The organism is Thermus aquaticus (assembly GCF_001280255.1).
Taxonomy (GTDB): domain Bacteria; phylum Deinococcota; class Deinococci; order Deinococcales; family Thermaceae; genus Thermus; species Thermus aquaticus.
Genome location: NZ_LHCI01000106.1, coordinates 1107761 through 1130426, shown reverse-complemented (window position 1 = coordinate 1130426; position 22666 = coordinate 1107761). Strand labels below are relative to the sequence as shown.

General features: G+C 68.2%; 21 protein-coding genes and 1 pseudogene. 14 read left to right on the top strand and 8 right to left on the bottom strand.

The window, feature by feature from the left end; translation table 11 throughout:
- Positions 1–382 precede the first annotated feature (382 nt).
- Positions 383–1495, bottom strand: a complete 1113-nt coding sequence (locus tag BVI061214_RS07205; protein WP_053767818.1) for an NAD(P)/FAD-dependent oxidoreductase — start codon at positions 1493–1495, stop codon at positions 383–385.
- 48 nt (positions 1496–1543) lie between these two features.
- Here BVI061214_RS07205 and icd point away from each other — a divergent pair, with 48 nt between their 5' ends.
- Positions 1544–2824 (top strand): NADP-dependent isocitrate dehydrogenase, encoded by a 1281-nt coding sequence (icd, locus tag BVI061214_RS07200; protein ID WP_053767817.1) that lies wholly within the window; start codon positions 1544–1546, stop codon positions 2822–2824.
- A gap of 44 nt (positions 2825–2868) precedes the next feature.
- On the opposite strand, the gene BVI061214_RS07195 is transcribed toward icd, so the two are convergent.
- Both BVI061214_RS07195 and BVI061214_RS07190 read right to left on the bottom strand, forming a co-directional pair.
- Positions 2869–4665 carry an RNB domain-containing ribonuclease gene (locus BVI061214_RS07195; RefSeq protein ID WP_053767816.1) on the bottom strand — a complete coding sequence of 599 codons (1797 nt, stop codon included), beginning with the start codon at positions 4663–4665 and terminating at the stop codon, positions 2869–2871.
- A gap of 59 nt (positions 4666–4724) precedes the next feature.
- Complete coding sequence (locus BVI061214_RS07190) at positions 4725–5435, bottom strand: DUF3800 domain-containing protein (protein WP_053767815.1); 711 nt, start codon at positions 5433–5435, stop codon at positions 4725–4727.
- Positions 5436–5459: 24 nt separating this feature from the next.
- Between BVI061214_RS07190 and BVI061214_RS07185 the strand changes: the two genes are divergently transcribed.
- Both BVI061214_RS07185 and truD read left to right on the top strand, forming a co-directional pair.
- Positions 5460–7172 (top strand): M3 family oligoendopeptidase, encoded by a 1713-nt coding sequence (locus tag BVI061214_RS07185; RefSeq protein ID WP_053767814.1) that lies wholly within the window; start codon positions 5460–5462, stop codon positions 7170–7172.
- A gap of 14 nt (positions 7173–7186) precedes the next feature.
- Entirely contained in the window at positions 7187–8233 is a 1047-nt protein-coding gene (gene truD / locus BVI061214_RS07180) for a tRNA pseudouridine(13) synthase TruD (protein ID WP_003046047.1), read from the top strand.
- Positions 8234–8422: 189 nt separating this feature from the next.
- Here the strand turns inward: truD and BVI061214_RS07175 are convergent, their stop codons facing one another.
- Positions 8423–9055, bottom strand: a complete 633-nt coding sequence (locus tag BVI061214_RS07175; RefSeq protein WP_053767813.1) for an alpha/beta hydrolase — start codon at positions 9053–9055, stop codon at positions 8423–8425.
- 22 nt (positions 9056–9077) lie between these two features.
- Between BVI061214_RS07175 and BVI061214_RS07170 the strand changes: the two genes are divergently transcribed.
- The gene (locus BVI061214_RS07170) at positions 9078–9482 is read left to right on the top strand and encodes a PaaI family thioesterase (RefSeq protein ID WP_003046049.1); all 405 of its coding nucleotides are present in this window, start codon (positions 9078–9080) and stop codon (positions 9480–9482) included.
- Here BVI061214_RS07170 and BVI061214_RS07165 read toward each other — a convergent pair.
- Complete coding sequence (locus tag BVI061214_RS07165; RefSeq protein ID WP_053767812.1) at positions 9465–10427, bottom strand: dipeptidase; 963 nt, start codon at positions 10425–10427, stop codon at positions 9465–9467. The two genes, BVI061214_RS07170 and BVI061214_RS07165, sit on opposite strands and share 18 nt — an antisense overlap.
- 14 nt (positions 10428–10441) lie before the next feature.
- On the opposite strand from BVI061214_RS07165, the gene uvrC reads away from it, so the two are divergent.
- Positions 10442–12229, top strand: coding sequence for an excinuclease ABC subunit UvrC (uvrC, locus tag BVI061214_RS07160; RefSeq protein ID WP_053767811.1), 1788 nt, complete (start codon positions 10442–10444; stop codon positions 12227–12229).
- On the opposite strand, the gene BVI061214_RS07155 is transcribed toward uvrC, so the two are convergent.
- Positions 12201–12494: an RCC1 domain-containing protein gene (locus tag BVI061214_RS07155; protein ID WP_053767810.1), complete on the bottom strand. Its 294-nt coding sequence runs from the start codon at positions 12492–12494 to the stop codon at positions 12201–12203. The genes uvrC and BVI061214_RS07155 overlap by 29 nt on opposite strands.
- 112 nt (positions 12495–12606) lie before the next feature.
- Between BVI061214_RS07155 and BVI061214_RS07150 the strand changes: the two genes are divergently transcribed.
- The 5 genes from BVI061214_RS07150 to BVI061214_RS07130 are packed head-to-tail and all read left to right on the top strand — an operon-like array spanning position 12607 to position 18110.
- Complete coding sequence (locus BVI061214_RS07150) at positions 12607–14385, top strand: arginine--tRNA ligase (protein WP_053767809.1); 1779 nt, start codon at positions 12607–12609, stop codon at positions 14383–14385.
- A gap of 4 nt (positions 14386–14389) precedes the next feature.
- Positions 14390–15439 (top strand): S1C family serine protease, encoded by a 1050-nt coding sequence (locus BVI061214_RS07145; protein ID WP_053767808.1) that lies wholly within the window; start codon positions 14390–14392, stop codon positions 15437–15439.
- A 3-nt stretch (positions 15440–15442) separates the two neighbouring features.
- Positions 15443–16045: a deoxynucleoside kinase gene (locus BVI061214_RS07140; RefSeq protein WP_053767807.1), complete on the top strand. Its 603-nt coding sequence runs from the start codon at positions 15443–15445 to the stop codon at positions 16043–16045.
- Positions 16045–16653 (top strand): deoxynucleoside kinase, encoded by a 609-nt coding sequence (locus tag BVI061214_RS07135; RefSeq protein ID WP_053767806.1) that lies wholly within the window; start codon positions 16045–16047, stop codon positions 16651–16653. Before BVI061214_RS07140 ends, BVI061214_RS07135 begins: the two co-directional genes overlap by 1 nt.
- Positions 16650–18110, top strand: a complete 1461-nt coding sequence (locus BVI061214_RS07130; RefSeq protein WP_053767805.1) for a Mur ligase family protein — start codon at positions 16650–16652, stop codon at positions 18108–18110. Before BVI061214_RS07135 ends, BVI061214_RS07130 begins: the two co-directional genes overlap by 4 nt.
- On the opposite strand, the gene trmFO is transcribed toward BVI061214_RS07130, so the two are convergent.
- Positions 18064–19398 (bottom strand): methylenetetrahydrofolate--tRNA-(uracil(54)-C(5))-methyltransferase (FADH(2)-oxidizing) TrmFO, encoded by a 1335-nt coding sequence (gene trmFO, locus BVI061214_RS07125; RefSeq protein WP_053767804.1) that lies wholly within the window; start codon positions 19396–19398, stop codon positions 18064–18066. The two genes, BVI061214_RS07130 and trmFO, sit on opposite strands and share 47 nt — an antisense overlap.
- A 50-nt stretch (positions 19399–19448) precedes the next feature.
- On the opposite strand from trmFO, the gene BVI061214_RS07120 reads away from it, so the two are divergent.
- The 3 genes from BVI061214_RS07120 to hisIE are packed head-to-tail and all read left to right on the top strand — an operon-like array spanning position 19449 to position 21468.
- A complete protein-coding gene (locus tag BVI061214_RS07120) occupies positions 19449–20078 on the top strand; it encodes a Uma2 family endonuclease (RefSeq protein ID WP_053767803.1) in 630 nt (209 codons plus the stop codon).
- Positions 20075–20833 carry an imidazole glycerol phosphate synthase subunit HisF gene (gene hisF / locus BVI061214_RS07115; RefSeq protein WP_053767802.1) on the top strand — a complete coding sequence of 253 codons (759 nt, stop codon included), beginning with the start codon at positions 20075–20077 and terminating at the stop codon, positions 20831–20833. The genes BVI061214_RS07120 and hisF overlap by 4 nt, the downstream gene beginning before the upstream one ends.
- A 5-nt stretch (positions 20834–20838) precedes the next feature.
- Positions 20839–21468 carry a bifunctional phosphoribosyl-AMP cyclohydrolase/phosphoribosyl-ATP diphosphatase HisIE gene (gene hisIE, locus BVI061214_RS07110; RefSeq protein WP_053767801.1) on the top strand — a complete coding sequence of 210 codons (630 nt, stop codon included), beginning with the start codon at positions 20839–20841 and terminating at the stop codon, positions 21466–21468.
- Here the strand turns inward: hisIE and BVI061214_RS12925 are convergent.
- A complete protein-coding gene (locus tag BVI061214_RS12925; RefSeq protein ID WP_156303239.1) occupies positions 21458–21622 on the bottom strand; it encodes a hypothetical protein in 165 nt (54 codons plus the stop codon). The two genes, hisIE and BVI061214_RS12925, sit on opposite strands and share 11 nt — an antisense overlap.
- A 134-nt stretch (positions 21623–21756) precedes the next feature.
- Between BVI061214_RS12925 and glpX the strand changes: the two are divergent.
- A pseudogene (glpX, locus tag BVI061214_RS07105) lies at positions 21757–22612 on the top strand (class II fructose-bisphosphatase).
- The last annotated feature ends 54 nt before the right edge of the window (positions 22613–22666 follow it).

Here is a 22666-nt window from a genome sequence, read left to right as displayed (position 1 = left end):
AGCCCTGGGGTTTGAGGAGAAGCTTCCCAAGGGGTACGAGGCGCTCCTCAAGGACAATGCGTTTCTCGCCCACGTCCAGGGGTTCTGCGGGCGTGGGAGCCCGGCAACATAGGCGGTAGGACCTCCCTCAGAGGGCAAGATACATGCAACATAGGGTGGCCAAGTCGGAGTTGTGGAAGGGCTTTTCTGGGGCCCCCACCGCGGCTTTTGCCGCGGTGGGGTACTTAGGTCCAGATCGGCGGGCCCCTCGAGGGTGAACCCGGCGCTCAAGGCCAGAACCTCGCGCCGCTCCTGGCAGAAGTCCATGGCCAGCCAGACCTTCTTGAGCCCGGCCACCTCCAGGCGGTACTGGCCCTCACCAAAGCCCGTGGACCCCCTCACCCTACACGATTCCCCGCTCCCTCACCAGGCTTCCCTTTAGGAAGCGCTCCAGGCCAAAAGGCGTGATGTCCAGGCTTCGCGCCCGCCCCAGGAGGACCTCCTCCGCCATGAGGCGGCCCACCATGGCCGCCTGCTGCACCCCGTGCCCGGAGAAGCCCGCCGCCACAAGAAGCCCCTCGGCCACGAAGCCCGGGATGGGGTTGTGGTCCGGGGTGACCTCGTAGTAGCCCCACCAGCTGGCCCTCCGGTCCAGGGAGAGCTCCGAGAGGAAGGGGAAGCGGGCGAGGCCCGCCTCGAGGGTGGGCCCAAGCCAGGCCCAGTCCACGCCTTCCGTGAAGCCTGGAGGCTCCTCGGGGTTGGAGCGGCCAAAGAGGAGGCGTTCCCCCTCGGAGCGCAGGTAAAAGCCCGTCCCCAGGTCAATGGTGAGGGGAAAGGCGTGGGGGAAGGGGGCCGGGGCCGTGGCGTAAACCACCCGGCGCACGGGCCAGATGGGGATCTCCACCCCCAGCCTCCGCCCCACCTCCCCCGTCCAGGCCCCGGTAGAGAGGAGGAGGAAGGGGGCCTCGTACCGCCCCTTGGGGGTCTCCACCCGCCAGAGGCCCCCTTGGCGCTCGGCGAAGAGGAGGGGCTCAGAAAAGCGCACCTCGGCCCCAAGCCGCCTGGCCTCCTTCAGGTAGAAGGCCGTGGCCCCGTGGGGGTCTATGACCCCGTCCATGGGGCCGAAGGTGGCGAAGGCCAGCCCCTCTTCCAAAAAGGGCACCTTCTCCCTGGCGTCCTCCAGGGAAAGCCGCTCCACGGGCACCCCCAGGGCCTTCTGCGTCCTCAAGGCCTCCTCTTGGGCTTCGGCCAGGGCCTCGGGGACCAGAAAGAGGTAACCGATGGGCCGGTAGCCCGCCTCGGGGATCCGCTGGTACTCCAGGATGGAATGGTAGGAAAGGAGAACGTTTAGGGGCTCGGAGAACTGCACCCTGACCCCCGCCGCGCTCCTTCCCGTGGACCCCTGGGCGAAGGTGGCCTCCTTCTCCAAAAGGAGGACCTTAAGCCCCGCCTCCGCTAGCCGGTAGGCCGAGGCCGCCCCTACGATCCCCGCCCCCACCACCAGGACATCCGCCACCTCCCCAGTTTAGGAAGCCGGGAGTATGCTAGGCCCCGGAGGTACCCTATGGCCTACCAGCGCATCCAGATTCCCCAGGAGGGCGAAAAGATCACCATCCAAGAGGGCGTCCTGAAGGTGCCGGACCAGCCCATCATCGGCTTCATTGAGGGGGATGGGACCGGCCCTGACATCTGGAGAGCGGCCCAACCCGTCCTAGACGCCGCCGTGGCCAAAGCCTACGGCGGGCAACGGCGCATCGTCTGGGTGGAGCTTTACGCCGGGGAAAAGGCCAACCAGGTCTACGGGGAGCCCATCTGGCTCCCCGAGGAGACCCTGGAGTTCATCCGGGAGTACCTGGTGGCCATCAAGGGCCCCCTGACCACGCCGGTGGGCGGCGGCATCCGGAGCATCAACGTGGCCCTCAGGCAGGAGCTGGACCTCTACGCCTGCGTGCGCCCCGTGCGCTGGTTCCAGGGGGTGCCCAGTCCGGTGAAGCACCCGGAGCTGGTCAACATGGTCATCTTCCGGGAGAACACCGAGGACATCTACGCCGGGATTGAGTGGCCGGCGGGGAGCGAGGAGGTAAAGAAGGTCCTAGACTTCTTGAAGCGGGAGTTCCCCAAGGCCTACGCCAAGATCCGCTTCCCCGAGACCTCGGGCCTGGGCCTGAAGCCCATCTCCAAGGAGGGCACGGAGCGCCTGGTGGAGGCGGCCATTGAGTACGCCATCAAGGAGGACCTCCCCAGCGTGACCCTGGTCCACAAAGGCAACATCATGAAGTTCACCGAAGGGGCCTTCCGGGAGTGGGGCTACGCCCTGGCCCGGGAAAAGTACGGGGCCACGCCCCTGGACGGCGGGCCCTGGCACGTCCTCAAAAACCCCCGCACCGGCAGGGAGATCGTTATCAAGGACATGATCGCCGACAACTTCCTGCAGCAGATCCTCCTCCGCCCCGACGAATACTCGGTGATCGCCACCATGAACCTGAACGGGGACTACATCTCCGATGCCCTGGCCGCCCAGGTGGGGGGCATCGGCATCGCCCCCGGGGCCAACATCAACTACAAGACGGGCCACGCCGTCTTTGAGGCCACCCACGGCACCGCCCCCAAGTACGCTGGCCAGGACAAGGTGAACCCCAGCAGCGTCATCCTCTCCGGGGAGATGATGCTTCGCTACCTGGGCTGGAACGAGGCGGCGGACCTCATCATCAGGGCCATGGAGAGGACCATCAGCAAGGGCCTGGTCACCTACGACTTCCACCGCCTCCTGGTGGCCGAGGGCAAGCCCGCCACGCTTCTTAAGACCAGCGAGTTCGGCCAGGCCCTGATCCAGCACATGGACTGAAAACGTTTGGGGCCCCCGCCGTGGCAAAAGCCACGGCGGGGTGCTTAGACCAGGGCGAAGCGGGCCTCGAGGGCCGGAAGGTCCGCCTCCAGGAAGCGGAGGCGGACCTCGGCGTTGAGGGCAAGAGGCCCGGAGAGGGCCACCTGGGCGGAAAGCCCGAGCTCCGGGAGGAGGAAGACCCCCTGTCCCCCCCGCCTCTCCACCAGGACGCCCGGGCCCTCGTAGCCCTTTTCCATCAGGTAGAGGAGGGTCCAGTGGAGCTTGCTCCGCCTCTCCCCTTCCCGCACCAGGTCGGCCACCGCCTCCGCCGCCCCCACCCGCTCCAGGACCTCCCCCTGGGAAAGGGGCCTTTCCCCCTTGAGCCAGGCCCTGAGCTGCTGGTGAGCCACCAGGTCCAGGTAGCGCCTTAAGGGGCTCGTCACCTGGGCGTAGAGGGGAAGGCCGAGGCCCCGGTGGGGGGCGGGGACGGCCTTGAGCTGCGCCCTCTTCAGGGTCTTCCGCTGCGCCCACATGGCGGCGAGGCCCTCCCCCTCCACCCGGTGGGAAGGGGCCTCCTGGGTGGCGAAGGGAAAGGGAAGGCCCTCCCTCAGGGCCAGGTGGGCGGCGGCGTAGCCGGCGAGGAGCATGGCCTCCCGCACCCAGACCCGGCTTTCATAGGGGGGAAGGGGGGTGATCCGGATCTCCTCCCCCTCCACCCGCACCTTGACCTCGGGCAGGGCGATGTCCAAAGCCCCCTGGGCCAGGCGCTTCCGCAAAAAGGCTCCCGCCAAGGCCTTCATGGGCGCCAGGGCCTCCACCTCGAGGGCCTCCCGGTAGGAAAGCCGCCTCACCCGCACCCAGGAGAGGTAAAGGTCCTCCCGCAAAAGCTCCCCTTCCGGGGAGACCAGAAGCTCAAAGGTGAGGGCTGGGGAGACCTCCTTAAGCCCCAGGCCCAGGGCCTCGGTCACCGCCAGGGGGAGCATGGGCACCGTGCCCTCGGGCAGATAGAGGTTGGCCCCCCGGCGGAGGGCCTCCTGGTCCAGGGGGCTTCCCGGCCCGACCAAAGCGGCCACATCGGCCACATGGACGAAAAGGTGGAAGCCCTCCTCCACCCTTTCGGCGTAAAGGGCGTCGTCCGGGTCCTGGCTCCCCTCGTCGTCAATGGCGAAGGCGGGGAGGTGGGTGAGGTCCACCCGCTCCTCCTCGGGCAGGGGGGGGACGGGGAGGTCCGGCGGGGCCAGGGGAAGGCCAAGCCGCCTGGGGTGGGGGTTTTCCCGCCGCCAGAGGCCCAGGCGGAGAAGGAGGCCGTGGGCGGCCTCGGGGGTTTCGGGAAGGCCCAGGGCCTTGAGAAGCCGGCTTTCCTTCCTCTCGCCGTGGGCCAGAGCCTCCACCTCGGCCAGGAGGGGGCGGTCCTCGAGGGAGGGCCGTCCCTGGCGGATCCGCTCCACGGCTTCCCCAAAGGCCCGCTCCCTCTCCTCCTTACGCCTTTTCATCTCCTCCAAAGAGGCCAGCTCCTCCCGGGTGCGGGCCCGGACCTCGCCGCCCTCCAGAACGAACCTCTCCCCCTTCTGGGCCAGGAGGTAGGCCCCGTAGGCGGCCTCTGGGGTGTAGGCCCCGAAGGCCAGCTCGGCGAGCTCCTTCAGGCTCACCTTCTGCCCCTCAAGAAGCTCCCAAGCCGCCTCCTCCTCCCCCTCGGGCACCCTCAGGTCTAAGCTGGCGGGACCGGGATGAAGAAAAAGCACGTCCTTGGGGCGAACCTTGAGCGTTTCCCCGCCTTCCAGGGTGAGCTCCAGGCGGTCCCCCTTCTCCTCCGCCAGGGCGGGCTTGCCTTTGTAGATGACCAAGGCCTTCTTGACAAGCATGGCACTCCTTTGCTAAGGTAGAGCTACCAGGCCGGGAACTGCGTAGCGGGTCCCCGGCCTTAACTTTTTGGAAACACCACTAAACCATGGCGGAGCTTCCCGGCGACAATCTTCCAGTCTTCCTTTGCCGGCTTACCTAGGTAATGGCGGCCTATAGGACTCGCCACCAGGTCTGCCAGCTGAAGCCCAGCTTCGTTATCCCCCTTTTTCTTGAAAATCAGCCTCTCTACCCGCCTCCGCAACCTCTGAGCCCGCACATAATGCGTGCCTTTTTCAAGGAGACCTTCCCAAGTCCTCTCCAAGCGCTGGTCCAGACTAGAGCTACGGCTTTCGGCAATGATTTTCGCTCTATCTCTGCGCTCCTCCGAAAGAAAGACCAGGCGCTCCACCAAAAAGCTCAAGGAAAGGTCGTATGGATCCCAAGCAGAGCTTCCATAGACCTCAACAAGCCTGCGCTTGTCCACAAGCACGCCCAAAACCGTGTAGTGCCAGCGCCGCATGGCGGCGTTGATTTCCTGGTAGAACTTGGCCCGGAACCCGGGGTCCTTAAGACCCTCAAACCCGTTGCGATTCCGGGTTATGTCCGCCGTGTGCAACACCAGGTCCCTCTTACCGAATAGCCTCTGCTTGAGCTCCTCCATTTCCGGCTGGATGACGGAGGCGTAGTAACCCTCTTCCACCACCACCCCCGCCAGCACAAAGACGGGATAGTTGGGATCGCCTCCGCTAAGGATGTGATCCCCGGATTCGTCCAAAAAGCACAGCAACATCCCCAGGGAGTATACTAACCCCCCATGGAGTGGGACCTTTCGGACCTCTACGCCTCCCCCGAAGACCCCAGGATCTTCCAGGACCTCGAGGCCGCCCTGGCCCTGGCCCAGGGCCTGGACCCTAAGGACCTCCTGAGCCCCGAGGGGGCCTCTTCCCTCCTCTCCCGGTACGAGAAGGCCCTGGAGCTGGCCTACAAGCCCCTCAACTACGCCAGCCTCTACTTCGCCACCCGCACCCAGGACCCCGGGGCCAAGGCCCTTCTGGACCGGGTCAGAAACGCCTTCACTGAGGTTCGGAACCGCCTGGTCCCCCTGGAGGTGGCCCTGAGAAAGCTCCCCGAGGAGGCCTTCCAGGCCCTTCTAGCCCACCCGGGCCTCATGGACCTCCGCCACTTCCTAAAGCGCCAGCGGGCCTACGCCCCCTACACCCTTTCCGAGCGGGAAGAGGAGCTTTTGAACCTCAAGGCCTTGGTGGGCAGGAGCGCCTGGAGCCAGTTTTACACGGAGTACACGGGCCGCTTCCGCTTCCTTGTGCAGGGCCAGGAGCTCACGGAGATGGAGGTGCGGGCCCTCAGGCGGAACCCGGACCCCGAGGTGCGCCGGGAGGCCCACCAGGCCCTATACGGGAAGCTCCTGGAGGAAGCCCCTACCCTGAGCGCCGTCTTCAACGCCGTCTATCTGGACTACCTCCAGGACCTCCGCCTGAGGGGCTACGGGAACCCCCTGGAACCCGTGGCCCTTCGGGACGAGGTGGAGGTGAGGGACATTGAGGCCCTCCTCTCGGCCACGGAGAGCTTCTACCCCCTGGTGGAGCGCTACTACCTCTGGAAGGCCAAGAAGCTGGGCCAGGAGAAGACCCCAAGCCAGGACCTCCTCGCCCCCCTGGGGGAGAAGCCCAAGGTGCCCTTTGAGGAGGCTAAGGCTTTGGTCCTGGAGGCCTTCCGCCGCTTCTCCCCCGAGGTGGAGGCCATCGCCCGAGAGTTTTTTGAGAAGCGCTGGATAGACGTCTACCCCAGGCCCGGCAAGCGGGGCGGGGCCTTCTGCTCCGGCGGGCTTCCCTCCACCCACCCCTACGTCCTCCTCAACCACACCGACGACCTGGACAGCGCCCACACCCTGGCCCATGAACTCGGGCATGGGGTCCACTTCTACCTGGCCCGAGAGCAGCGCCTCCTCAACTTCGGGGCCTCCACCCCCCTGGCGGAGACGGCCAGCGTCTTCGCCGAGATCCTCCTGGACGACCTCCTTCTGGAAAGGCTCTCCGGAGAGGAAAGGACCCTCCTCCTGGCCGAGCGGGTGGAAGACGCCATAAACACCCTCTTCCGCCAGGTCATGTACACCTTCTTTGAAAAGCGGAGCCTATTGGCCAGGAAGGAGGCCGCCCTCTCCCCCGAGGCCTTCCAAAAAATCTGGCAGGAGGAGCAGGCCCGCCTCTACGGGGAAAGCGTGGCCTGGACCGAGCTGGACCAGTCCGCCTGGGCGGGCATCCCCCACTTCGTCCACTACCGCTTCTACACCTACAGCTACGCCCTGGGCTACCTGGTGGTCCTGGCCCTCTACGGCCGCTACCGGGAGGAGGGGGAGGCCTTCGTGCCCAGGTACCTGGAGGTCCTGAAGGCCGGGGAGAAGGCGAGCCCCAAGGAGATCCTGGCCCGGGCCGGGGTGGAGCTGGCCTCCGAGGCCTTCTTCCGCTACGGATTTGGGGTCCTGGAGGACTGGATAAAGGCCCTCCCCTAGGCGAGAATAGGGGGATGGACCTGGTCTACCGCCCCGAGCGCTACCCCTTCCTGACCGCCGGGCTTCCCGGGGTAGGAGGGGTGATTCGCCTTCTGCCCCAGGACTTCCAGGTAGAGGAGGTGCCCGCCTACTTGCCCAGCGGGGAAGGGGAGCATCTTTACCTCTTTCTGGAAAAGGAGGGCCTCACCACCCGGCAGGTCTTGGAGTTCCTGCGGGATGAGCTGGGCATCCCGGAGAAGGAGATCGGGGTGGCGGGCCTCAAGGACAAGCACGCCCTTACCCGGCAGTGGTTCTCCATCCCCAAGCGCCACGAGGACGCCCTCTGCCTTCTGGAAAACCTGAAGGGGGTGAGGCTTTTAAAGGCCGACCTCCACACCAACAAGCTCAGGACCGGCCACCTCAAGGGGAACCGCTTCCGAATCCTCATCCGGGAAGCCCAGGGAGGGCGGGAGCGGGCGGAGGCCATCCTTCGGGTCCTTCAGGAAAAGGGCCTGCCCAACTACTACGGCCCCCAGCGCTTTGGCCTGGGGGGCCTGAACCCCGCGCGGGGGTACGAGCTGGTGAGAAAGGGCAAGGGAAGGGGAAGCCCCTGGCTGAAGCGCTTCCTCATCGGAAGCCTCCAGAGCCTCCTCTTCAACGACTGGGTGGCCCTAAGGATGGAAAGGGGCCTCTACGACCGGGTCATCCCCGGGGACTGGGCCAAGAAGCACGCCACGGGGGGCGAGTTTCTGGTGGAAAGCGAGGCCGAGGCGGAAAGGGCCCTGCGGCTGGAGATCAGCGCCACCGGGCCCCTTTTCGGCAAGAAGTACCCCGAGGCCAGGGGGGAGGCCCGAGCCCTCGAGGACGAGATCCTGGAGCGCTACACCCTCAAGCGGGAGGAGTTTAGGGCCCGCCGGGGGGCCAGGCGGCCCATCCGGGTCCCCCTGGCCGAGTGGGAGGTGGAGGAAGGCCCGGAAGGGCTCTGGCTCTCCTTCTTCCTCCCCAAGGGGAGCTACGCCACGAGCCTCCTCAGGGAGGTGATGAAAAAGGAGGTGGACGCCCCGGAGGGGGAGGAAGACTGAGAACCACCCCCACTTTTTCCACACAGAAAGCCTTTCCTGAGCCTAGGATGCGCTTCTTTGGGACCCCCGCTGTGGCAAGTACACTCGGCCTACCATGCCTGGTAACTTCCCCAGGAACCTTTTGCCGGGGCCCCCATGCTGGCTTGGGCCAGCATGGGGTGGTGTTACTGGGGCCCGCATGGGGAGGTATCACAGGGCGAGCCCCCCGGGAAGGGCCTTAAACCCCTCCCCCATGAGGAAGTCCGCCACCAGGTCCCGCACCTCCAGAGGGGCCTCCCAGGGCACCAGGTGGCCCGCCCCCTCCAGGGCGAAGCGGAGGGCCTCCCCCTTGGCGAAGTCCGCCACCTCCTTGCCGTAAAGGGGCGGGGTGAAGGCGTCCAGGGCCCCCTGGATCACCAGGACCCGGGCCTCGGTGCCCCGAAGCCAGCGCCGCTCGTCGGAAAGCCCCTCCAGAAGCTCCAGCCAGGCGTAAAGGCCCGCCTCGGTGAGCCCCTCCTTCCAAGCGGCGAAGATCTCCTCGCTCCCCACGCTCAAGGGGCCGAAGAAGAGGGCCCGCCCCACCCGGGCGAACCCCTCCACCCCGCCCCGCTCCAGGCCGAAGCGCAGGGCGGAAAGCCGGGCGGCCAGGAAGGGGTCCTTGCGGAGCACCGGGGAGAGGAGAACCAGGCTTCTTGCCCCCTCCCGGAAGGCCACCTTCAGGGCCTCGAGGGCCCCTTCCCCAAAGGCCACCAGGTGAAGCCCCTCCTCCGAGGGGAGGTCCTCCAGAAAGGCGAGGCCGGAAGGGGGGGAAAGCGCTCCGCCGAAAAAGCGCACCAGACCCACGCCCCCCTTTATACTCCAAGCCATGGACAAGGACGCCTTTCTGGCCAAGGAAACCCTGGACAAGACCCTGGGGGTGCGCTACCTGAAGGCGGAGAAGGACGAGGTGGTGGCGGAGCTTGCGGTCTCCCCCAGGGTCCACCAGCCCTTCGGCTTCCTCCACGGAGGGGCCACGGTGGCCCTGGCGGAGAGCGTGGCCAGCTTGGGGGGCTTCTTGAACTGCCCCCCAGGGTACGGGGCCTTCGGCCTGGAGATCAACTGCAACCACATCCGCAGCAAGCGGGAGGGCACCATCCGGGCCGTGGGCAGGCCCCTCCACGTGGGCCGCACCACCCAGGTCTGGGAGGTTAAGGTCTACGACGAGGAGGAAAAGCTTGTGGCCGCCAGCCGGTGCACCCTGGCCGTGGTGCCCCTAGAACCAGGAAAGTAGCCAGGAAAGCCAGTTGCCCCCGAGAAAGCCCTCGTCCCCCAGGGCCCACAGGTCCCGGTGGCGGTCCAGGCCCTGGGGAAGGGCCTCGAGGCCAAACCCCCCGTCCCAGTCCGTGCCCAGCCCCACCCCCCTGGGGCCCAGGATGGCCTCGGCGTGGGCCTTGTGCCGGAGGAAGGCGGCGAGGGGAAGCCTCTCCATCCCCCGCTTCCACCCTGCGTCCAGAAAGGCGCTGAAGGGGACGAGGCCCAGAACCCCGCCCCTCTGGGCCAGGGCCTTAAGGGCCTCGTCGGAGAGGTGGCGGGGCGTGGGGGTGAGGGCCCTGGCGTTGGCGTGGGTGGCGCACACCGGCCCCCCGTAGGCCTCCAGGGCGGGGAAGAGGGCCTCATCGGCCAGGTGGGAGAGGTCCAGGGCCACGCCCAGGTCCTCCATGGCCTTCAGGAGGGCGAGGCCCTTCGCCGTCAGGGGACCGGGCCCGGCGTTGCCCCCGGCGTAGGCGTTTTTGGTGGCCCAGGTGAGGGAGAGGAGCCTGAGGCCCCTTTTCCTGAGGGGCGCCAAGGCCTCGGGCTCCGGCAGGGGGTGGGCCCCCTCCAAAAGGAGGACCAGGCCCGGGGTGCCGTCTTGGGGAAAGCGCTCCAGGTGGCGGAGGAGGTCTTCCCGCTCCCTCAGGAGGCGCACCAAGCCCATCCCTTCCCAGGCCTCGTAGAGGGCGAGCTGGGCGTGAAGGGCCTCCTCCCAGGCCGAAAGCCCCCCCGCCCGGGGCTCCACGAAGAGGGTGGCGAAGGCGATGCCCACCCGGGCCTCCCGCAGGGAGGGGAGGGTCACCACCGGGGTGTCGGGGTGGGGGTCCCGTTGGCGCAGGGCCTTTAGGGGGAGGGTCAGGTCCCGGCCCAGGTCCAGGGCGTTATAGGCCAGGTCCAGGTGGGCGTCCACCAGGAAGGGGTCCACGGGGAGAGTCTACAATGGGAAAGATGCGGCCCGAAGAGCTTCCCCCCCTCCCGGAGGCCCCCGGGGTCTACCTATGGAAGCGGGGGGAGGAGGTGCTCTACGTGGGCAAGGCCAAGAGCCTCCGCGCCCGGGTGAAGAGCTACTTCCACGCCGAGGGCAAGGCCAGGCGCATCGCCGAGGAGGCCACGGCCCTGGACTTCATCGCCACCCGGGACGAGGTGGAGGCCCTCCTCCTGGAGGCCAACCTCATCAAGGCCCACCGCCCTCCCTACAACGTCCTCCTCAAGGACGACAAGCACTACCCCTTCCTCAAGCTCACCAACGAACCCTTCCCCACCCTCTTGGTGGTGCGGCGGGTGGAGGAGGACGGGGCCAGGTACTACGGGCCCTTCCCCGAGGCCGGCGCCCTGCGCCGCATCAAGGCCCTCGTGGACCGCCTCTTCCCCTTGAGGAAAAACTCCGGCTACCCCATGAAAAGGCGGCGCTACCCCTGCCTCAACCACAGCATGGGGCGGTGCCTGGCCCCCTGCGTGGGCCTGGCGGACCCCAAGGCTTACGGCGAGGTGGTGCGGCAGGTGGAGGCGGTCCTCGAGGGCCGGGTGGACGGGCTTCTTTCGGAGCTAGAGGCCAAGATGCGGGAGGCCGCGAGGAGGCTTGAGTTTGAGCGGGCGGCCGAGATCCGCGACCAGATAGAGGCCCTCAAGGCCTTCTTCTCCACGGCCCAGCAGGCCTTTGACCCGGAGATGGGCGACCTGGACTTCCTGGGCATGGCCCGGGCCGGGGCGCTTAGCGTGGTCCAGCTCTACCAGGTGCGCTCCGGGCGGATCCTGGGCCGCATCAGCCGGGTGGTGGAGAAGGAGGAGGCCACCGACGAGGAGATCCTCTGGGCCTTCCTCCGCGACCACTACCTGGAGGCCTCCCCCCTCCCTCCCCTGGTCCTCCTCCCCTTCCCCCTGGAGGACCTGGAGAGCCTGGCCGAGCTCCTCCGCCGCCGGGCGGGGAGGCGGGTGGAGCTCAGGGTCCCCAAGCGGGGCGAGAAGCAGAGGCTCTTAGAGCTGGCGGAGAAAAACGCCCGCCTGGCCCTGGAGAGTGAGCTCAAGCTTCTGGAGAGGCGGGGGGACCACCCGGGGCTCAAGGCCTTGCAGGACCTCTTGGCGCTTTCCAGGCGCCCTTTCCGCATAGAGGGCTACGACGTGAGCCACCTCCAGGGCGAGGCCCCGGTCTTCTCCATGGCCGTCATGGAGGGGGGAAGGCCCAAAAAGGCCGAGTACCGCAGGATGCGCCTCAGGGCCGGCAACGACGACTACGCCGCCATGGAGGAGGGGGTCTTCCGCCGCTTCACGGGAAGCCTCAAGGAGATGCCCCTCCCCGACCTCCTCCTCATTGACGGGGGCCTGGGCCAGGTGCGGGCGGCCATGCGGGCCCTGGAGCGGGCGGGCCTCAGCCTGCCCCTGGTGGGCCTGGCCAAGAAGGAGGAGGTCCTCATCACCCCCGAGGGACGGGAGATCCGCCTCCCCCTCACCCACCCCGCCCTGAGGCTCCTCATCCACCTCCGGGACGAGGCCCACGCAAACGGCCTCCGCTACCACCAAAAGCGCCGCGCCCAGGAGGCCCTAAAGGTCCTGGAGGGCATCCCCGGCATCGGGGAGGCCAGGAGGAAGCTCCTTCTGGAGCGCTACGGCGGGCTAAAGGCCCTCAAGGAGGCCCCCCTGGAGGAGCTGGCCCGCCTCCCGGGGATGAGCCTCAAGGCGGCCCAGGCCCTCAAGGAGGCCCTCAGGGAAGGCGCACCTGAACCGGCCTGAGCCGAACCTCCCGGGTGCCGTCCCCCAGCTGGCCAAAGCGGTTGTCCCCCCAGGCAAAGAGGCGGCCATCGGCCAGAAGGGCCAGGCTGTGGGCGTCCCCCGCCCCGATGGCCCTGACCCCTAAGAGCCCCTCCACGGGCCTGGGCTCCAGGCGACTCTCCTGGGTGCCGTCCCCCAGTTGCCCCATCTCGTTTTCCCCCAGGGCGTAGACCCGGCCGTCCTCGCCCAGGACCAGGAGGTGGGCCTGGCCCGCCGCCAGGGCCACCGCCTTGGGCCACGCCCCAAAGGAACCACGCCCAAACCCACCTTCCCATGGTGGCTCCAGTTTGCCTCCCCATCCCCGCAAAACCCCAAAGGCCTTGTATGATGGCCCCCTGATGGTGCGCCGCGCCCTGGAAGAGGCCATTCACGCCGCCCTCAAGGAGATGGGCCTGGACCTCCGCCTCAAGGTGGCCAAGGCCCCCAAGGACAAGCCCGGGGACTACGGAGTTCCCCTCTTCGCCCTGGCCAAGGAGCTGAGGAAGCCCCCCCAAACCATCGCCGAGGAGCTTAAAAGCCGCCTGGAACTTCCCCCCTTCGTGGAGGAGGCCATCCCCGTGGGGGGGTACCTAAACTTCCGCCTGCGGACGGAAGACCTCCTCGAGGAGGCCCTCCGCCCCAAGGGGCCCTTCCCCAAACGGGAGGGCCTGGTCCTCATTGAGCACACCTCGGTGAACCCCAACAAGGAGCTTCACGTGGGCCACCTCCGGAACATCGTCCTGGGGGACAGCCTGGCCCGCATCCTGGATTACGCTGGCCGCGAGGTCCTGGTCCTCAACTACATAGACGACACCGGCCGCCAGGCGGCGGAGACCCTCTTCGCCCTGAGGCACTACGGCCTCACCTGGGACGGGAAGGAGAAGTACGACCACTTCGCCGGCAGGGCCTACGTGCGCCTCCACCAGGACCCCGAGTACGAGAAGCTTCAGCCCGCCATTGAGGAGGTCCTCCACGCCCTGGAGCGGGGGGAGCTAAGGGAGGAGGTGAACCGCATCCTCCTGGCCCAGATGGCCACCATGCACGCCCTGGCCGCCCACTACGACCTCTTGGTCTGGGAGTCCGACATCGTGCGGGCGGGGCTTCTCAAGAAGGCCCTGGCCATTTTGGAGCGGAGCCCCCACGTCTTCCGGCCCACGGAGGGCAAGTACGCCGGGGCCCTGGTCATGGACGCTAGCCCCTTCATCCCGGGCCTCGAGGACCCCTACTTCGTCCTGGTGCGCTCCGGCGGGGCCGCCACCTACTACGCCAAGGACATCGCCTTCCAGTTCTGGAAGATGGGCCTTCTGGAGGGCCTCCCCTTCCGCCCCTACGAAAACCCCTACTACCCCCACCTCAGGACCAGCGCCCCCGAGGGGGAGCCCTACACCCCAAGGGCCCAGGAGACCATCAACGTCATTGACGTGCGCCAGAGCCACCCCCAGGCCCTGGTGCGGGCCGCCTTGGCCCTGGCGGGCCGCCCGGACCTGGCCCAGCGGGCCTTCCACCTGGCCTACGAAACCGTCCTCCTGGAAGGCAAGCAGATGTCGGGGCGGAAGGGCCTCTCGGTGAGCGTGGACGAGGTCCTGGAGGAGGCCAGGAGGCGAGCCCTGGCCGTCATCAGCGAGAAGAACCCCGACCACCCCGACAAGGAGGAGGCGGCCCGGATGGTGGCCCTGGGAGCCATCCGCTTCGCCATGAGCAAGACCGAGCCCAGAAAGCAGATAGACTTCCGCTACCAGGAGGCCCTCTCCTTTGAGGGGGACACGGGGCCCTACGTCCAGTACGCCCACGCCCGGGCCCACGCCATCCTGCGCAAGGCGGGGGAGTGGGGCCCCCCGGACCCCGCCCAGGCCACCCCCTACGAGCGGGAGCTGGCCCTGGCCCTCCTGGACTTTGAGGAGGCGGTGCTGGAGGCCGCCGCGGAAAAGAGCCCCCACGTCCTGGCCCAGTACCTCCTGGACCTGGCGGCCGCCTGGAACGCCTACTACAACGCCAAGGAGGAGGGCCGCCCCGCCACCCCCGTCCTCACCGCCCCGGAAGGCTTGCGGGAGCTCAGGCTGGAGCTGGTGAGAAGCCTTCAGGAGACCCTTAAGATCGGCCTCGGCCTCCTGGGCATCCCCGCCCCTGAGGTAATGTAAGGGCATGGGCCGCCCTGTCTTCCTTGGCCTCCTTCTCGCCTTGGCCCTCGCCCTGGGCCAGCGCCTCACCGCCCCCGAGGAGGTGGCCCGGAGCCAGGTCATCAAGAGGGCCCTCCCCGCCGTGGTGCGCATCCAGGGCACGGCCCCCGCCGCCGACGGCGGGACCGTGGGCACGGGCTTCTTCGTGAGCCCCTTGCGGGTGGTCACCAACTACCACGTGGTCCAGGACCTCTCCGACCTCACCATCCGCCTTTACGACGGCCGCACCTTCCCCGCCGAGCGCTTCGCCGTGGACCCGGGGATAGACCTGGCCCTCCTTACGGTGAAGGGCGTGCAGGCCCCGGCGGTCCTGAGCTTTAACCGGGCCTCTCCGGAGAGCCTTCCCCTGGGGATGGGCCTGGTCCTGGTGGGCTTCCCCTATGGCCAGGGCCCCCTGGCCTCCTCCGGCATCCTGGCCGGGGTGGGCCCCCTCGAGGTCCCCACCCCCGACCCCAGCATCGGGGCCGAGGTGGGGGCGTACCTCTTCACCGACGCCCCCCTCACCGTGGGCAACTCGGGAAGCCCCCTCCTGAACCTCCAGGGGCAGGTGATGGGCGTGGTGGCCGACGTGGTGGGCGGCCCCTCGGGGGTGGGGGGGATCGGCGTGGCCATCCCGGGGGAGCTGGCGGCCCAGAGCGTGGAGGACCTGGAGCGCTTCGGCATCCCCCAGAGGGGGTGGCTTGGGGCCAGCCTGGTCTCCCTGGAGGAGCTTCCCCCAGTGCTCCTACGGGCCCTGGGCCTCACCACCACCCAGGGGGCCATGGTGGACCGGGTGGAGCCGGGTAGCCCCGCCGCCCGGGCCGGCCTCAGGGGGGCCCAGCGGGACGCCCAGGGCCGGCTTTTGGCCCTGGGGGACGTGATCCTGGCCATCAACGGCAAGCCGGTCAAGGACAAGGCGGAGGTGGTGCGGCAGATCGCCCGCTTCCGCCCGGGGGACCGGGTGCGCCTCACCCTCTGGCGGGAGGGGCGCCGCCTCGAGGCCACCCTGGTCATGATGGCCCGTCCCCGGAGGTGAGGCGTGTACCTGGCCGTGGAAGGACCCATCGGGGTGGGCAAGACCACCCTGGCCCGGCTTCTTTCGGAGGCCCTGGGGGCCGAGCCCCTTTTGGAGGTGGTGGAGGAAAACCCCTTCTTGCCCCTCTTCTACCAGGACCGGCGGCGCTACGCCTTCAAGGTCCAGGTCTTCTTCCTCCTCTCCCGCTTCCGCCAGCTCGCCCCCTTGCGGCAAAAGCCCCTTTTCGGAGGCGTGGTGGCCGACTACCTCCTGGACAAGGACCCCATCTTCGCCAGCCTCAACCTGGAGGGCCCGGAGTGGGACCTCTACCTGGAGCTCTACCGGGAACTGGCCCCAAAGGTGCCCCCGCCCGACCTCACGGTCTACCTGAGGGCCCCGGTCCCCGTCCTCCTAGACAGGATCGCCCGGCGGGGCCGCCCCTTTGAGCGGGGCATGGACCCCGCCTACCTGGAGGCCCTCTCCGAGGCCTACGAGCGCCAATTCGCCCGCTACCCCCACCCCCTTCTGGTCCTCGAGGCCGACGCCCTGGACTTCAGCCCCACCGGCCCCCACCGGGAGGCGGTGGTGGCCCTGGTCAGGGAGCACCTGGCCCAGAAGAGGCCCTGATGTACATCGCCATCGCCGGCAACATCGGCAGCGGCAAGAGCACCCTCACCGCCCTCCTGGCCGAGGCCTTCGACCTCAAGCCCGTCTACGAGGCGGTGAGCGAGAACCCCTACCTGGAGGACTTCTACCGGGACATGGCGTCTTACGCCTTTCACTCCCAGGTCTTCTTCCTGGCCCGGCGGGTGCGCCAGCACCTTTTGGAGGTGAACGGCAACCCCCGGGTGGTCCAGGACCGCACGGTCTACGAGGACGCCTTCGTCTTCGCCAAGAACCTCCACCGGGAAGGCTTCCTCTCCCGGCGGGACTGGGAGACCTACATGGACCTCTTCCAGAGCGTCTCCCCGGCCCTCAGGAAGCCCGACCTCCTCATCTACCTGCGGGCGAGCCTCCCCACCCTGAAGGCCAGGATCGCCAAACGGGGCCGCCCCTTTGAAAGGCAGATCCCCGACCGCTACCTCCTCTCCTTGAACGCCCTCTACGAGGACCTGATGGCCTCCTGGAACCTGTCCCCGGTGGAAGTGGTGGAGGCCGACCGCCTGGACTTCGTGGACAGGGAGGAGGACCGCATGGCCCTTCTGGAGGCGCTAAAGCGGAGGCTTGGCTCATGACCCTCAAGGAGCTTTTCGCCCCCCTGGGCCAGGAGGCCCCGCCCCTGCCCGTGCGGGGCCTCACCCAGGACTCCAGGCGGGTGGAGCCCGGCTTCGTCTTCGTAGCCGTCCCCGGCGTCCCCCTCCCCCACCGCAGGCCCCTGGACGGGCACGCCTTCATCCCCGAGGCCCTCAGGCGGGGGGCCATCGCCGTGGTGGGGGAACAGGACCTCACCCTCCCCGTCCCCTACGCCCGGGTGGCCGATAGCCGCCAGGCCCTGGCCCTCCTGGCCCGGCGCTTTTACGGGGAGCCGGACCGCGCCTTGAGGCTTTTTGGGGTCACGGGTTCCAAGGGGAAGAGCACCACGGCCTTCCTCCTCCACCACCTCCTGGAAGGGGCCGCCCTCCTCTCCACCGTGGGCCTCCGCCTGGGCGGGGAGGCCAGGCCCCCCATCGGCCACTTTACCACCCCCGAGGCCCCCGAGGTCTACGCCTTCCTGAGGGAGGCCGCCGATAGGGGCCTGAGGGAGGCCGTTCTTGAGGTCTCCAGCCACGCCCTGGCCCTCAAGCGGGTGGAGGGGCTCACCTTCCGGGTGGGGGTCTTCGTCAACTTCTACCCCGACGACCACCTGGATTTCCACGGCACCCCCGAGGCCTACTTCAACGCCAAGACCCTCCTGGTGGAGCGCTCGGACCTGGCCGTCTTAAATACCAGCCTGCCCCACCTGGAAAGGCTTCGCCAGAGGCCCCACCTCCTCTTCGGGCCGGGAGGGGAGGTGTGGGCGGAAGGGGTGCGGGAGGAAGAGGGCCTGCGCTTCACCCTCCACACCCCCTGGGGGAAGAGGGAGGTTCACCTCCCCCTCATCGGCGCCCACAACGTGGAAAACGCCCTGGCCGCCTCCGCCGCCGCTTTGGCCGCGGGGGTTCCCCTAGAAAAAGTCCTTGAGCGCCTTTCCGGCTTCCCGGGGGTCCCGGGCCGGATGGAGGTGGTGCAGGAAAAACCCTTCCGGGTGGTCATAGACTTCGCCCACACCGGCAAAAGCCTGGAGGCGGCGCTCAGGACCCTGAGGTCCACCACAAAGGGGCGGCTTCTCCTCGTGGTGGGGGCGGCGGGGGAGAGGGACCCGAGAAGGCGGGAGGACATCGGCCGGGTGGCGGCCCGCCTGGCCGACAAGGCCTTCTTCACCGAGGAGGACCACCGCACCGAGGACCTAGGGGCCATCCTCGAGGCCATGGCCCGGGCGGCCGCGGCGGAAGGGGGGCGTTTTGAACTGGTCCCCGACCGGGAGGAGGCCATCTTGAAGGCCATCCTGGAGGCCCAGGAGGGGGACACGGTGCTCCTTGCGGGCAAGGGGCACGAGGCCACTCTGGAAAGGGGCCAGGAAGCCTTGCCCTGGAACGAACGGGAGGTGGCCCTGAAGGCCCTAAAGCTCAGGGCAGAGGCTGAAGGCTCCTCGCCCCGGGAAGGGGGGGCTTGAGGGCGGAAAGCCACTGGGCGAAGGCCTCGAGGCCCCTTCGGTACATGGCCTGGCGCTTCTCCTTCTTGCCCCGCCCCTCCACAGGCGGCACCAGGCCCCAGTTGGCGTTCATGGGCTGGAAGTTCTCGGGGTTGGCCGTGGCCAGGAAGCGGACCAGCCCTCCCGGCATGCTGGCCTCAGGGGGGACCAGAGGCTCCAGGCCCAAAGCCCGGCGGGCGGCGTTCAGGCCGGCCAAAAAGCCCGTGGCGGCGCTTTCCAGATACCCCTCCACCCCCGCCAGGACCCCGGCGGCGAAAAGCCCCTCCGCCCCCTTGAACTCCAGGGTCTCCCTTAGGAGCCTCGGGGCGTTCAGGTAGGTGTTGCGGTGCATGACCCCGTAGCGGACGATCTCGGCGTTCTCTAAACCGGGGATCATCTGGATGAGGCGCTTCTGCTCGGGCCACTTGAGGCCGGTCTGGAAGCCCACCAGGCTCCACATCCGCCCCTCCTTGTCCTCCTGGCGAAGCTGCACCACGGCGAAGGGCTCCTTTCCCGTCCTGGGGTCCTTGAGGCCCACGGGCTTCATGGGGCCGTAGAGGAGGGTCTGGTACCCCCTCCGCCCCAGCTCCTCCACGGGCACGCAGGCCTCAAAGTACTGGAGGTTCTCCCACTCGTGGGGGGTGTGGCGCTCCGCCGCCACCAGGGCCTCGTAAAAGCGGCGGTACTCTTCCTCGGTCATGGGGCAGTTGAGGTAGTCGGCGCTCTGGTCGTAGCGCCCGGCGCGGAAGCACTTGGAGAGGTCAATGCTCTCGTAGAGGACGATGGGGCTGGCGGCGTCGTAGTAGGCGAGGAAGTGATCGCCAAAGCGCCTCTTCAGGGCTTCGGCCAGGGCCTCCGAGGTGAGGGGCCCCGTGGCCAAAACCGTGAGGCCCTCGGGGATCTCCCTGACCTCCTCCCGCACCACCTCGAGGAGGGGGTGGGCCTGAAGCCTCTCGGTGATGAACCCGGAGAAGACCTCCCGGTCCACGGCCAAGGCCCCGCCGGCGGGCACCCGGGCCGCCTCCGCCGCCTCCATGACCAGGCTTCCCGAAAGGCGCATCTCCGCCTGAAGGAGGCCCTTGGCGTTAGTCTCCCCCTCCCCGCCCAGGGAGTTGGAGCAGACGATCTCGGCGAAGCGGTCGGTGGTGTGGGCCGGGGTCATGCGCTTAGGGCGCATCTCAAAAAGCCGCACCGGCACGCCCATGCGAAGAAGGGTCCAGGCGGCCTCGCTCCCCGCGAGGCCCCCGCCCACCACGTTCACCCGTTCCATCCTTTAGATGGTAGCACCGGAAGGGCCTTCGGGAAAGTATAATGGCCCCTATGGTGCGGCACCGGTTCCGGGTGGAGGAGGTTCTGGCCCTGGCCAGCCTCCACCCCGAGGCCCGCCTGGAGCTTTTGGACGGCGAGGTCTACGAGATGACCCCCCCTTCCAGCCAGCACGCCGGGCTCCTAAGTGCCCGCACTTTGGTTTCGCAACATGGGGTGCCCAAGTTGGGGCTGTGGAAGGGATTTTCTGGGGCCCCCACCGCGGCGAATGCCGCGGTGGGGTACTTAGACTGGCTCCTCCACGCCCTAGCCCCCAAGGTCCAGGGCCTGGCCCAGATCCGGGTGCAAAGCCCCCTTTACCTCTCCCCCCACAGCCTGCCCCTCCCCGACCTCCTCCTTAGGCCCCGGGAAGACTTCTACACCCAGGACCACCCCCGCCCCAAGGACGTCCTCCTCCTGGTGGAGGTGAGCCTCTCCACGGAGGCCTGGGACCGGGAGAAAAAGCTTCCCCTCTACGCCGAGGCCGGGGTTCCCGAGGTCCGGCTCCTCACCCATAAGGCCCTTCAGGTCTTTAGGAGGCCGGAGGGGAGGGTCTACGGGGAGAGCTTTTCCGTGGCCAGGGGGGAAAGGGTGGCCCCCCTCCTCCTTCCCCAGGCCGAACTCCTCTACCATCCCCCCCTATGAGCCTGGCCAAGCGCATCATCCCCTGCCTGGACGTCCACGCCGGCCGCGTGGTGAAGGGGGTGAACTTCGTCAACCTCCAAGACGCCGGGGACCCGGTGGAGGCCGCCCGGGCCTACGACGAGGCCGGGGCCGACGAGCTCGTCTTCCTGGACATCTCCGCCACCCTCGAGGAGCGGGCCATCCTCTTGGAGGTGGTGGCCCAGGTGGCCGAGAGGGTCTTCATCCCCCTCACCGTGGGCGGGGGGGTGAGGAGTCTCCAGGACGCCAGGAAGCTCCTCCTGGCGGGGGCCGACAAGGTGAGCGTGAACTCGGCGGCGGTAGGGCGGCCCGAGCTCATCGCCGAGCTCGCCGACCACTTCGGCGCCCAGGCGGTGGTCCTGGCCATTGACGCCAGGTGGCGGGGAGACTTCCCCGAGGTCTACGTGGCCGGGGGCCGAATCCCCACGGGCCTCCACGCCGTGGAGTGGGCGGTGAGGGGGGCGGAGCTTGGGGCCGGGGAGATCCTCCTCACCAGCATGGACAAGGACGGCACCAAGGAGGGGTACGACCTGAGGCTCACCCGGCTTGTGGCCCAGGCGGTGAACGTGCCCGTCATCGCCAGCGGGGGGGCGGGGCGGATGGAGCACTTTCTGGAAGTCTTCCAAGCGGGTGCCGAGGCCGCTTTGGCGGCCAGCGTCTTCCACTTCGGCGAGATCCCCATCCCCGGGCTCAAGGCCTTTCTGGCGGAGCGGGGCCTCCACGTGCGGCTAGACTGAGGGGCATGGACCTTACGGCGGTGCGCTTTGACAAAAGGGGCCTGGTGCCGGTGGTGGTCCAGGACGCCCGCACGGGGGAGGTCCTGACCCTGGCCTACGCCAACCGGGAGGCCCTCGAGGAGACCTTGCGGACGGGGCAAAGCGTCTTCTACAGCCGAAGCCGAAAGAGCCTCTGGCGCAAGGGGGAGACCTCGGGGAACGTCCAGGAAGTGGTGGAGGTCCTCCTGGACTGCGACGGGGACGCCGTGGTCTACCGGGTGATCCCCAAGGGCCCCGCCTGCCACACCGGCGAGAGGACCTGCTTCCACCGCCCCCTGCTAGGGGGCAGGAAGGACCTGGGCTTCGCCCTGGGCCAGGTCTACGCCACCATCCTGGAGAGGCTTAAGACGCTTCCCGAGGGGAGCTACGTGGCCAGGATGCACCAGGCGGGCCTGGACCGCATCCTGAAGAAGATCGGCGAGGAGGCGGGGGAGGTCATCATCGCCGCCAAGAACGGGGATCCCGAGGAGATCCGGTGGGAGGCGGCGGACCTCCTCTTCCACCTCCTCCTCACCCTGGCGGAGACGGGGCTCAGCCTCGAGGACCTGGCCGAGACCCTCCTAAAGCGGCACCGGCCCCAGAAGGCTAGCGGTTGAGCCAGAGGCGCCTCAGGAGCCTGGCCTCTAGGTAAACGAGGCGCACCAGGCCGAGAAGGTAGGCCCAAAGGCCCCTCCGCTTTAAGCGGCGCAGGTACCTCTTCCTAAGGAGCTTCCGGTAAGCCTCCGGCCCTCCCGCCTGCAGGGCTTCCATGGGCCCATTATTGTTCATTATTGTTCCTTCGGCCCACAATGCCGGGTAACTGCGCCAGTAACCTTTTGCCGGGGCCCCCATGCTGGCTTGCGCCAGCATGGGGTGGTATAACGCCTTCCCGGTATAGTGGAAGCATGGAAATAGAACGCCGCTTGGTCCTGGAGGTGGTGCGGGTCACGGAGCAGGCCGCCCTGGCGGCGAGCCGCCTGGCGGGCAAGGGGGACAAGGAGGCCGTGGACGAGGCGGGCACCGAGGCCATGCGCCGGGTCCTCAACGAGCTTCCCATCAAGGGCACCGTGGTCATCGGCGAGGGGGAGATAGACGAGGCCCCCATGCTCTACATCGGCGAGGTCCTGGGGGCGGGGGGCCTCGAGGTGGACATCGCCGTGGACCCGGTGGAGGGGACCACCACCGCCGCCAAGGGCCTGCCCAACGCCGTCACCGTGATCGCCATCAGCGAGAAGGGCGGGCTCTTCCACGCCCCCGACATGTACATGGAAAAGCTCATCGTCCCCCCGCCCGCCGCCGGGCTGGTGGACCTCACCTGGCCCGTGGCCGCCAACCTGAAGGCTTTGGCCCTGGCCCTCCAGCGCTCGGTGGAGGACCTGGTGGTGGTGGTCCTGGACCGCCCCCGGCACGAAGGGCTCATCCGGGAGATCCGGGAGGCCGGGGCCCGGGTCAAGCTCATCTCTGACGGGGACGTGATCGCCGCCCTGGCGGCCGCCATCCGGGGGACGGGGGTCCACCCGCCTCAAGGCCATGGGCGGGGACGAGAACCGCATCTACCGCACCGAGGACCTGGCCCCGGGAAAGGAGATCGTCTTCGCCGCCACCGGCATAACCGACGGGGACATCCTCCAGGGAGTCCGCTTCTTCGGCGGCGGGGCCAGGACCCACTCCATCGTCATGGGGCACGCCACCCGCACCGTGCGCTTTATAGACTCCATCCATCTCTTTGAGACGGGCGCCCGGGTCACCATCCGGGTTTAAGTGCCCCGCCGCGGCGGGGGCCCCAAAAAGGCGTATCCGGGGCTTTGGGTGTGG

What these genes read in the sequence shown, in the direction of transcription:
- icd (WP_053767817.1), top strand. Translation starts at nt 1,544, where the DNA reads ATGGCCTACCAGCGCATCCAGATTCCCCAGGAGGGCGAAAAGATCACC.
- BVI061214_RS07195 (WP_053767816.1), bottom strand. Translation starts at nt 4,665, where the DNA reads ATGCTTGTCAAGAAGGCCTTGGTCATCTACAAAGGCAAGCCCGCCCTG.
- BVI061214_RS07190 (WP_053767815.1), bottom strand. Translation starts at nt 5,435, where the DNA reads ATGTTGCTGTGCTTTTTGGACGAATCCGGGGATCACATCCTTAGCGGA.
- BVI061214_RS07185 (WP_053767814.1), top strand. Translation starts at nt 5,460, where the DNA reads ATGGAGTGGGACCTTTCGGACCTCTACGCCTCCCCCGAAGACCCCAGG.
- truD (WP_003046047.1), top strand. Translation starts at nt 7,187, where the DNA reads ATGGACCTGGTCTACCGCCCCGAGCGCTACCCCTTCCTGACCGCCGGG.
- BVI061214_RS07170 (WP_003046049.1), top strand. Translation starts at nt 9,078, where the DNA reads ATGGACAAGGACGCCTTTCTGGCCAAGGAAACCCTGGACAAGACCCTG.
- uvrC (WP_053767811.1), top strand. Translation starts at nt 10,442, where the DNA reads ATGGGAAAGATGCGGCCCGAAGAGCTTCCCCCCCTCCCGGAGGCCCCC.
- BVI061214_RS07150 (WP_053767809.1), top strand. Translation starts at nt 12,607, where the DNA reads ATGGTGCGCCGCGCCCTGGAAGAGGCCATTCACGCCGCCCTCAAGGAG.
- BVI061214_RS07145 (WP_053767808.1), top strand. Translation starts at nt 14,390, where the DNA reads ATGGGCCGCCCTGTCTTCCTTGGCCTCCTTCTCGCCTTGGCCCTCGCC.
- BVI061214_RS07135 (WP_053767806.1), top strand. Translation starts at nt 16,045, where the DNA reads ATGTACATCGCCATCGCCGGCAACATCGGCAGCGGCAAGAGCACCCTC.
- BVI061214_RS07130 (WP_053767805.1), top strand. Translation starts at nt 16,650, where the DNA reads ATGACCCTCAAGGAGCTTTTCGCCCCCCTGGGCCAGGAGGCCCCGCCC.
- trmFO (WP_053767804.1), bottom strand. Translation starts at nt 19,398, where the DNA reads ATGGAACGGGTGAACGTGGTGGGCGGGGGCCTCGCGGGGAGCGAGGCC.
- BVI061214_RS07120 (WP_053767803.1), top strand. Translation starts at nt 19,449, where the DNA reads ATGGTGCGGCACCGGTTCCGGGTGGAGGAGGTTCTGGCCCTGGCCAGC.
- hisF (WP_053767802.1), top strand. Translation starts at nt 20,075, where the DNA reads ATGAGCCTGGCCAAGCGCATCATCCCCTGCCTGGACGTCCACGCCGGC.
- hisIE (WP_053767801.1), top strand. Translation starts at nt 20,839, where the DNA reads ATGGACCTTACGGCGGTGCGCTTTGACAAAAGGGGCCTGGTGCCGGTG.
- BVI061214_RS12925 (WP_156303239.1), bottom strand. Translation starts at nt 21,622, where the DNA reads ATGGAAGCCCTGCAGGCGGGAGGGCCGGAGGCTTACCGGAAGCTCCTT.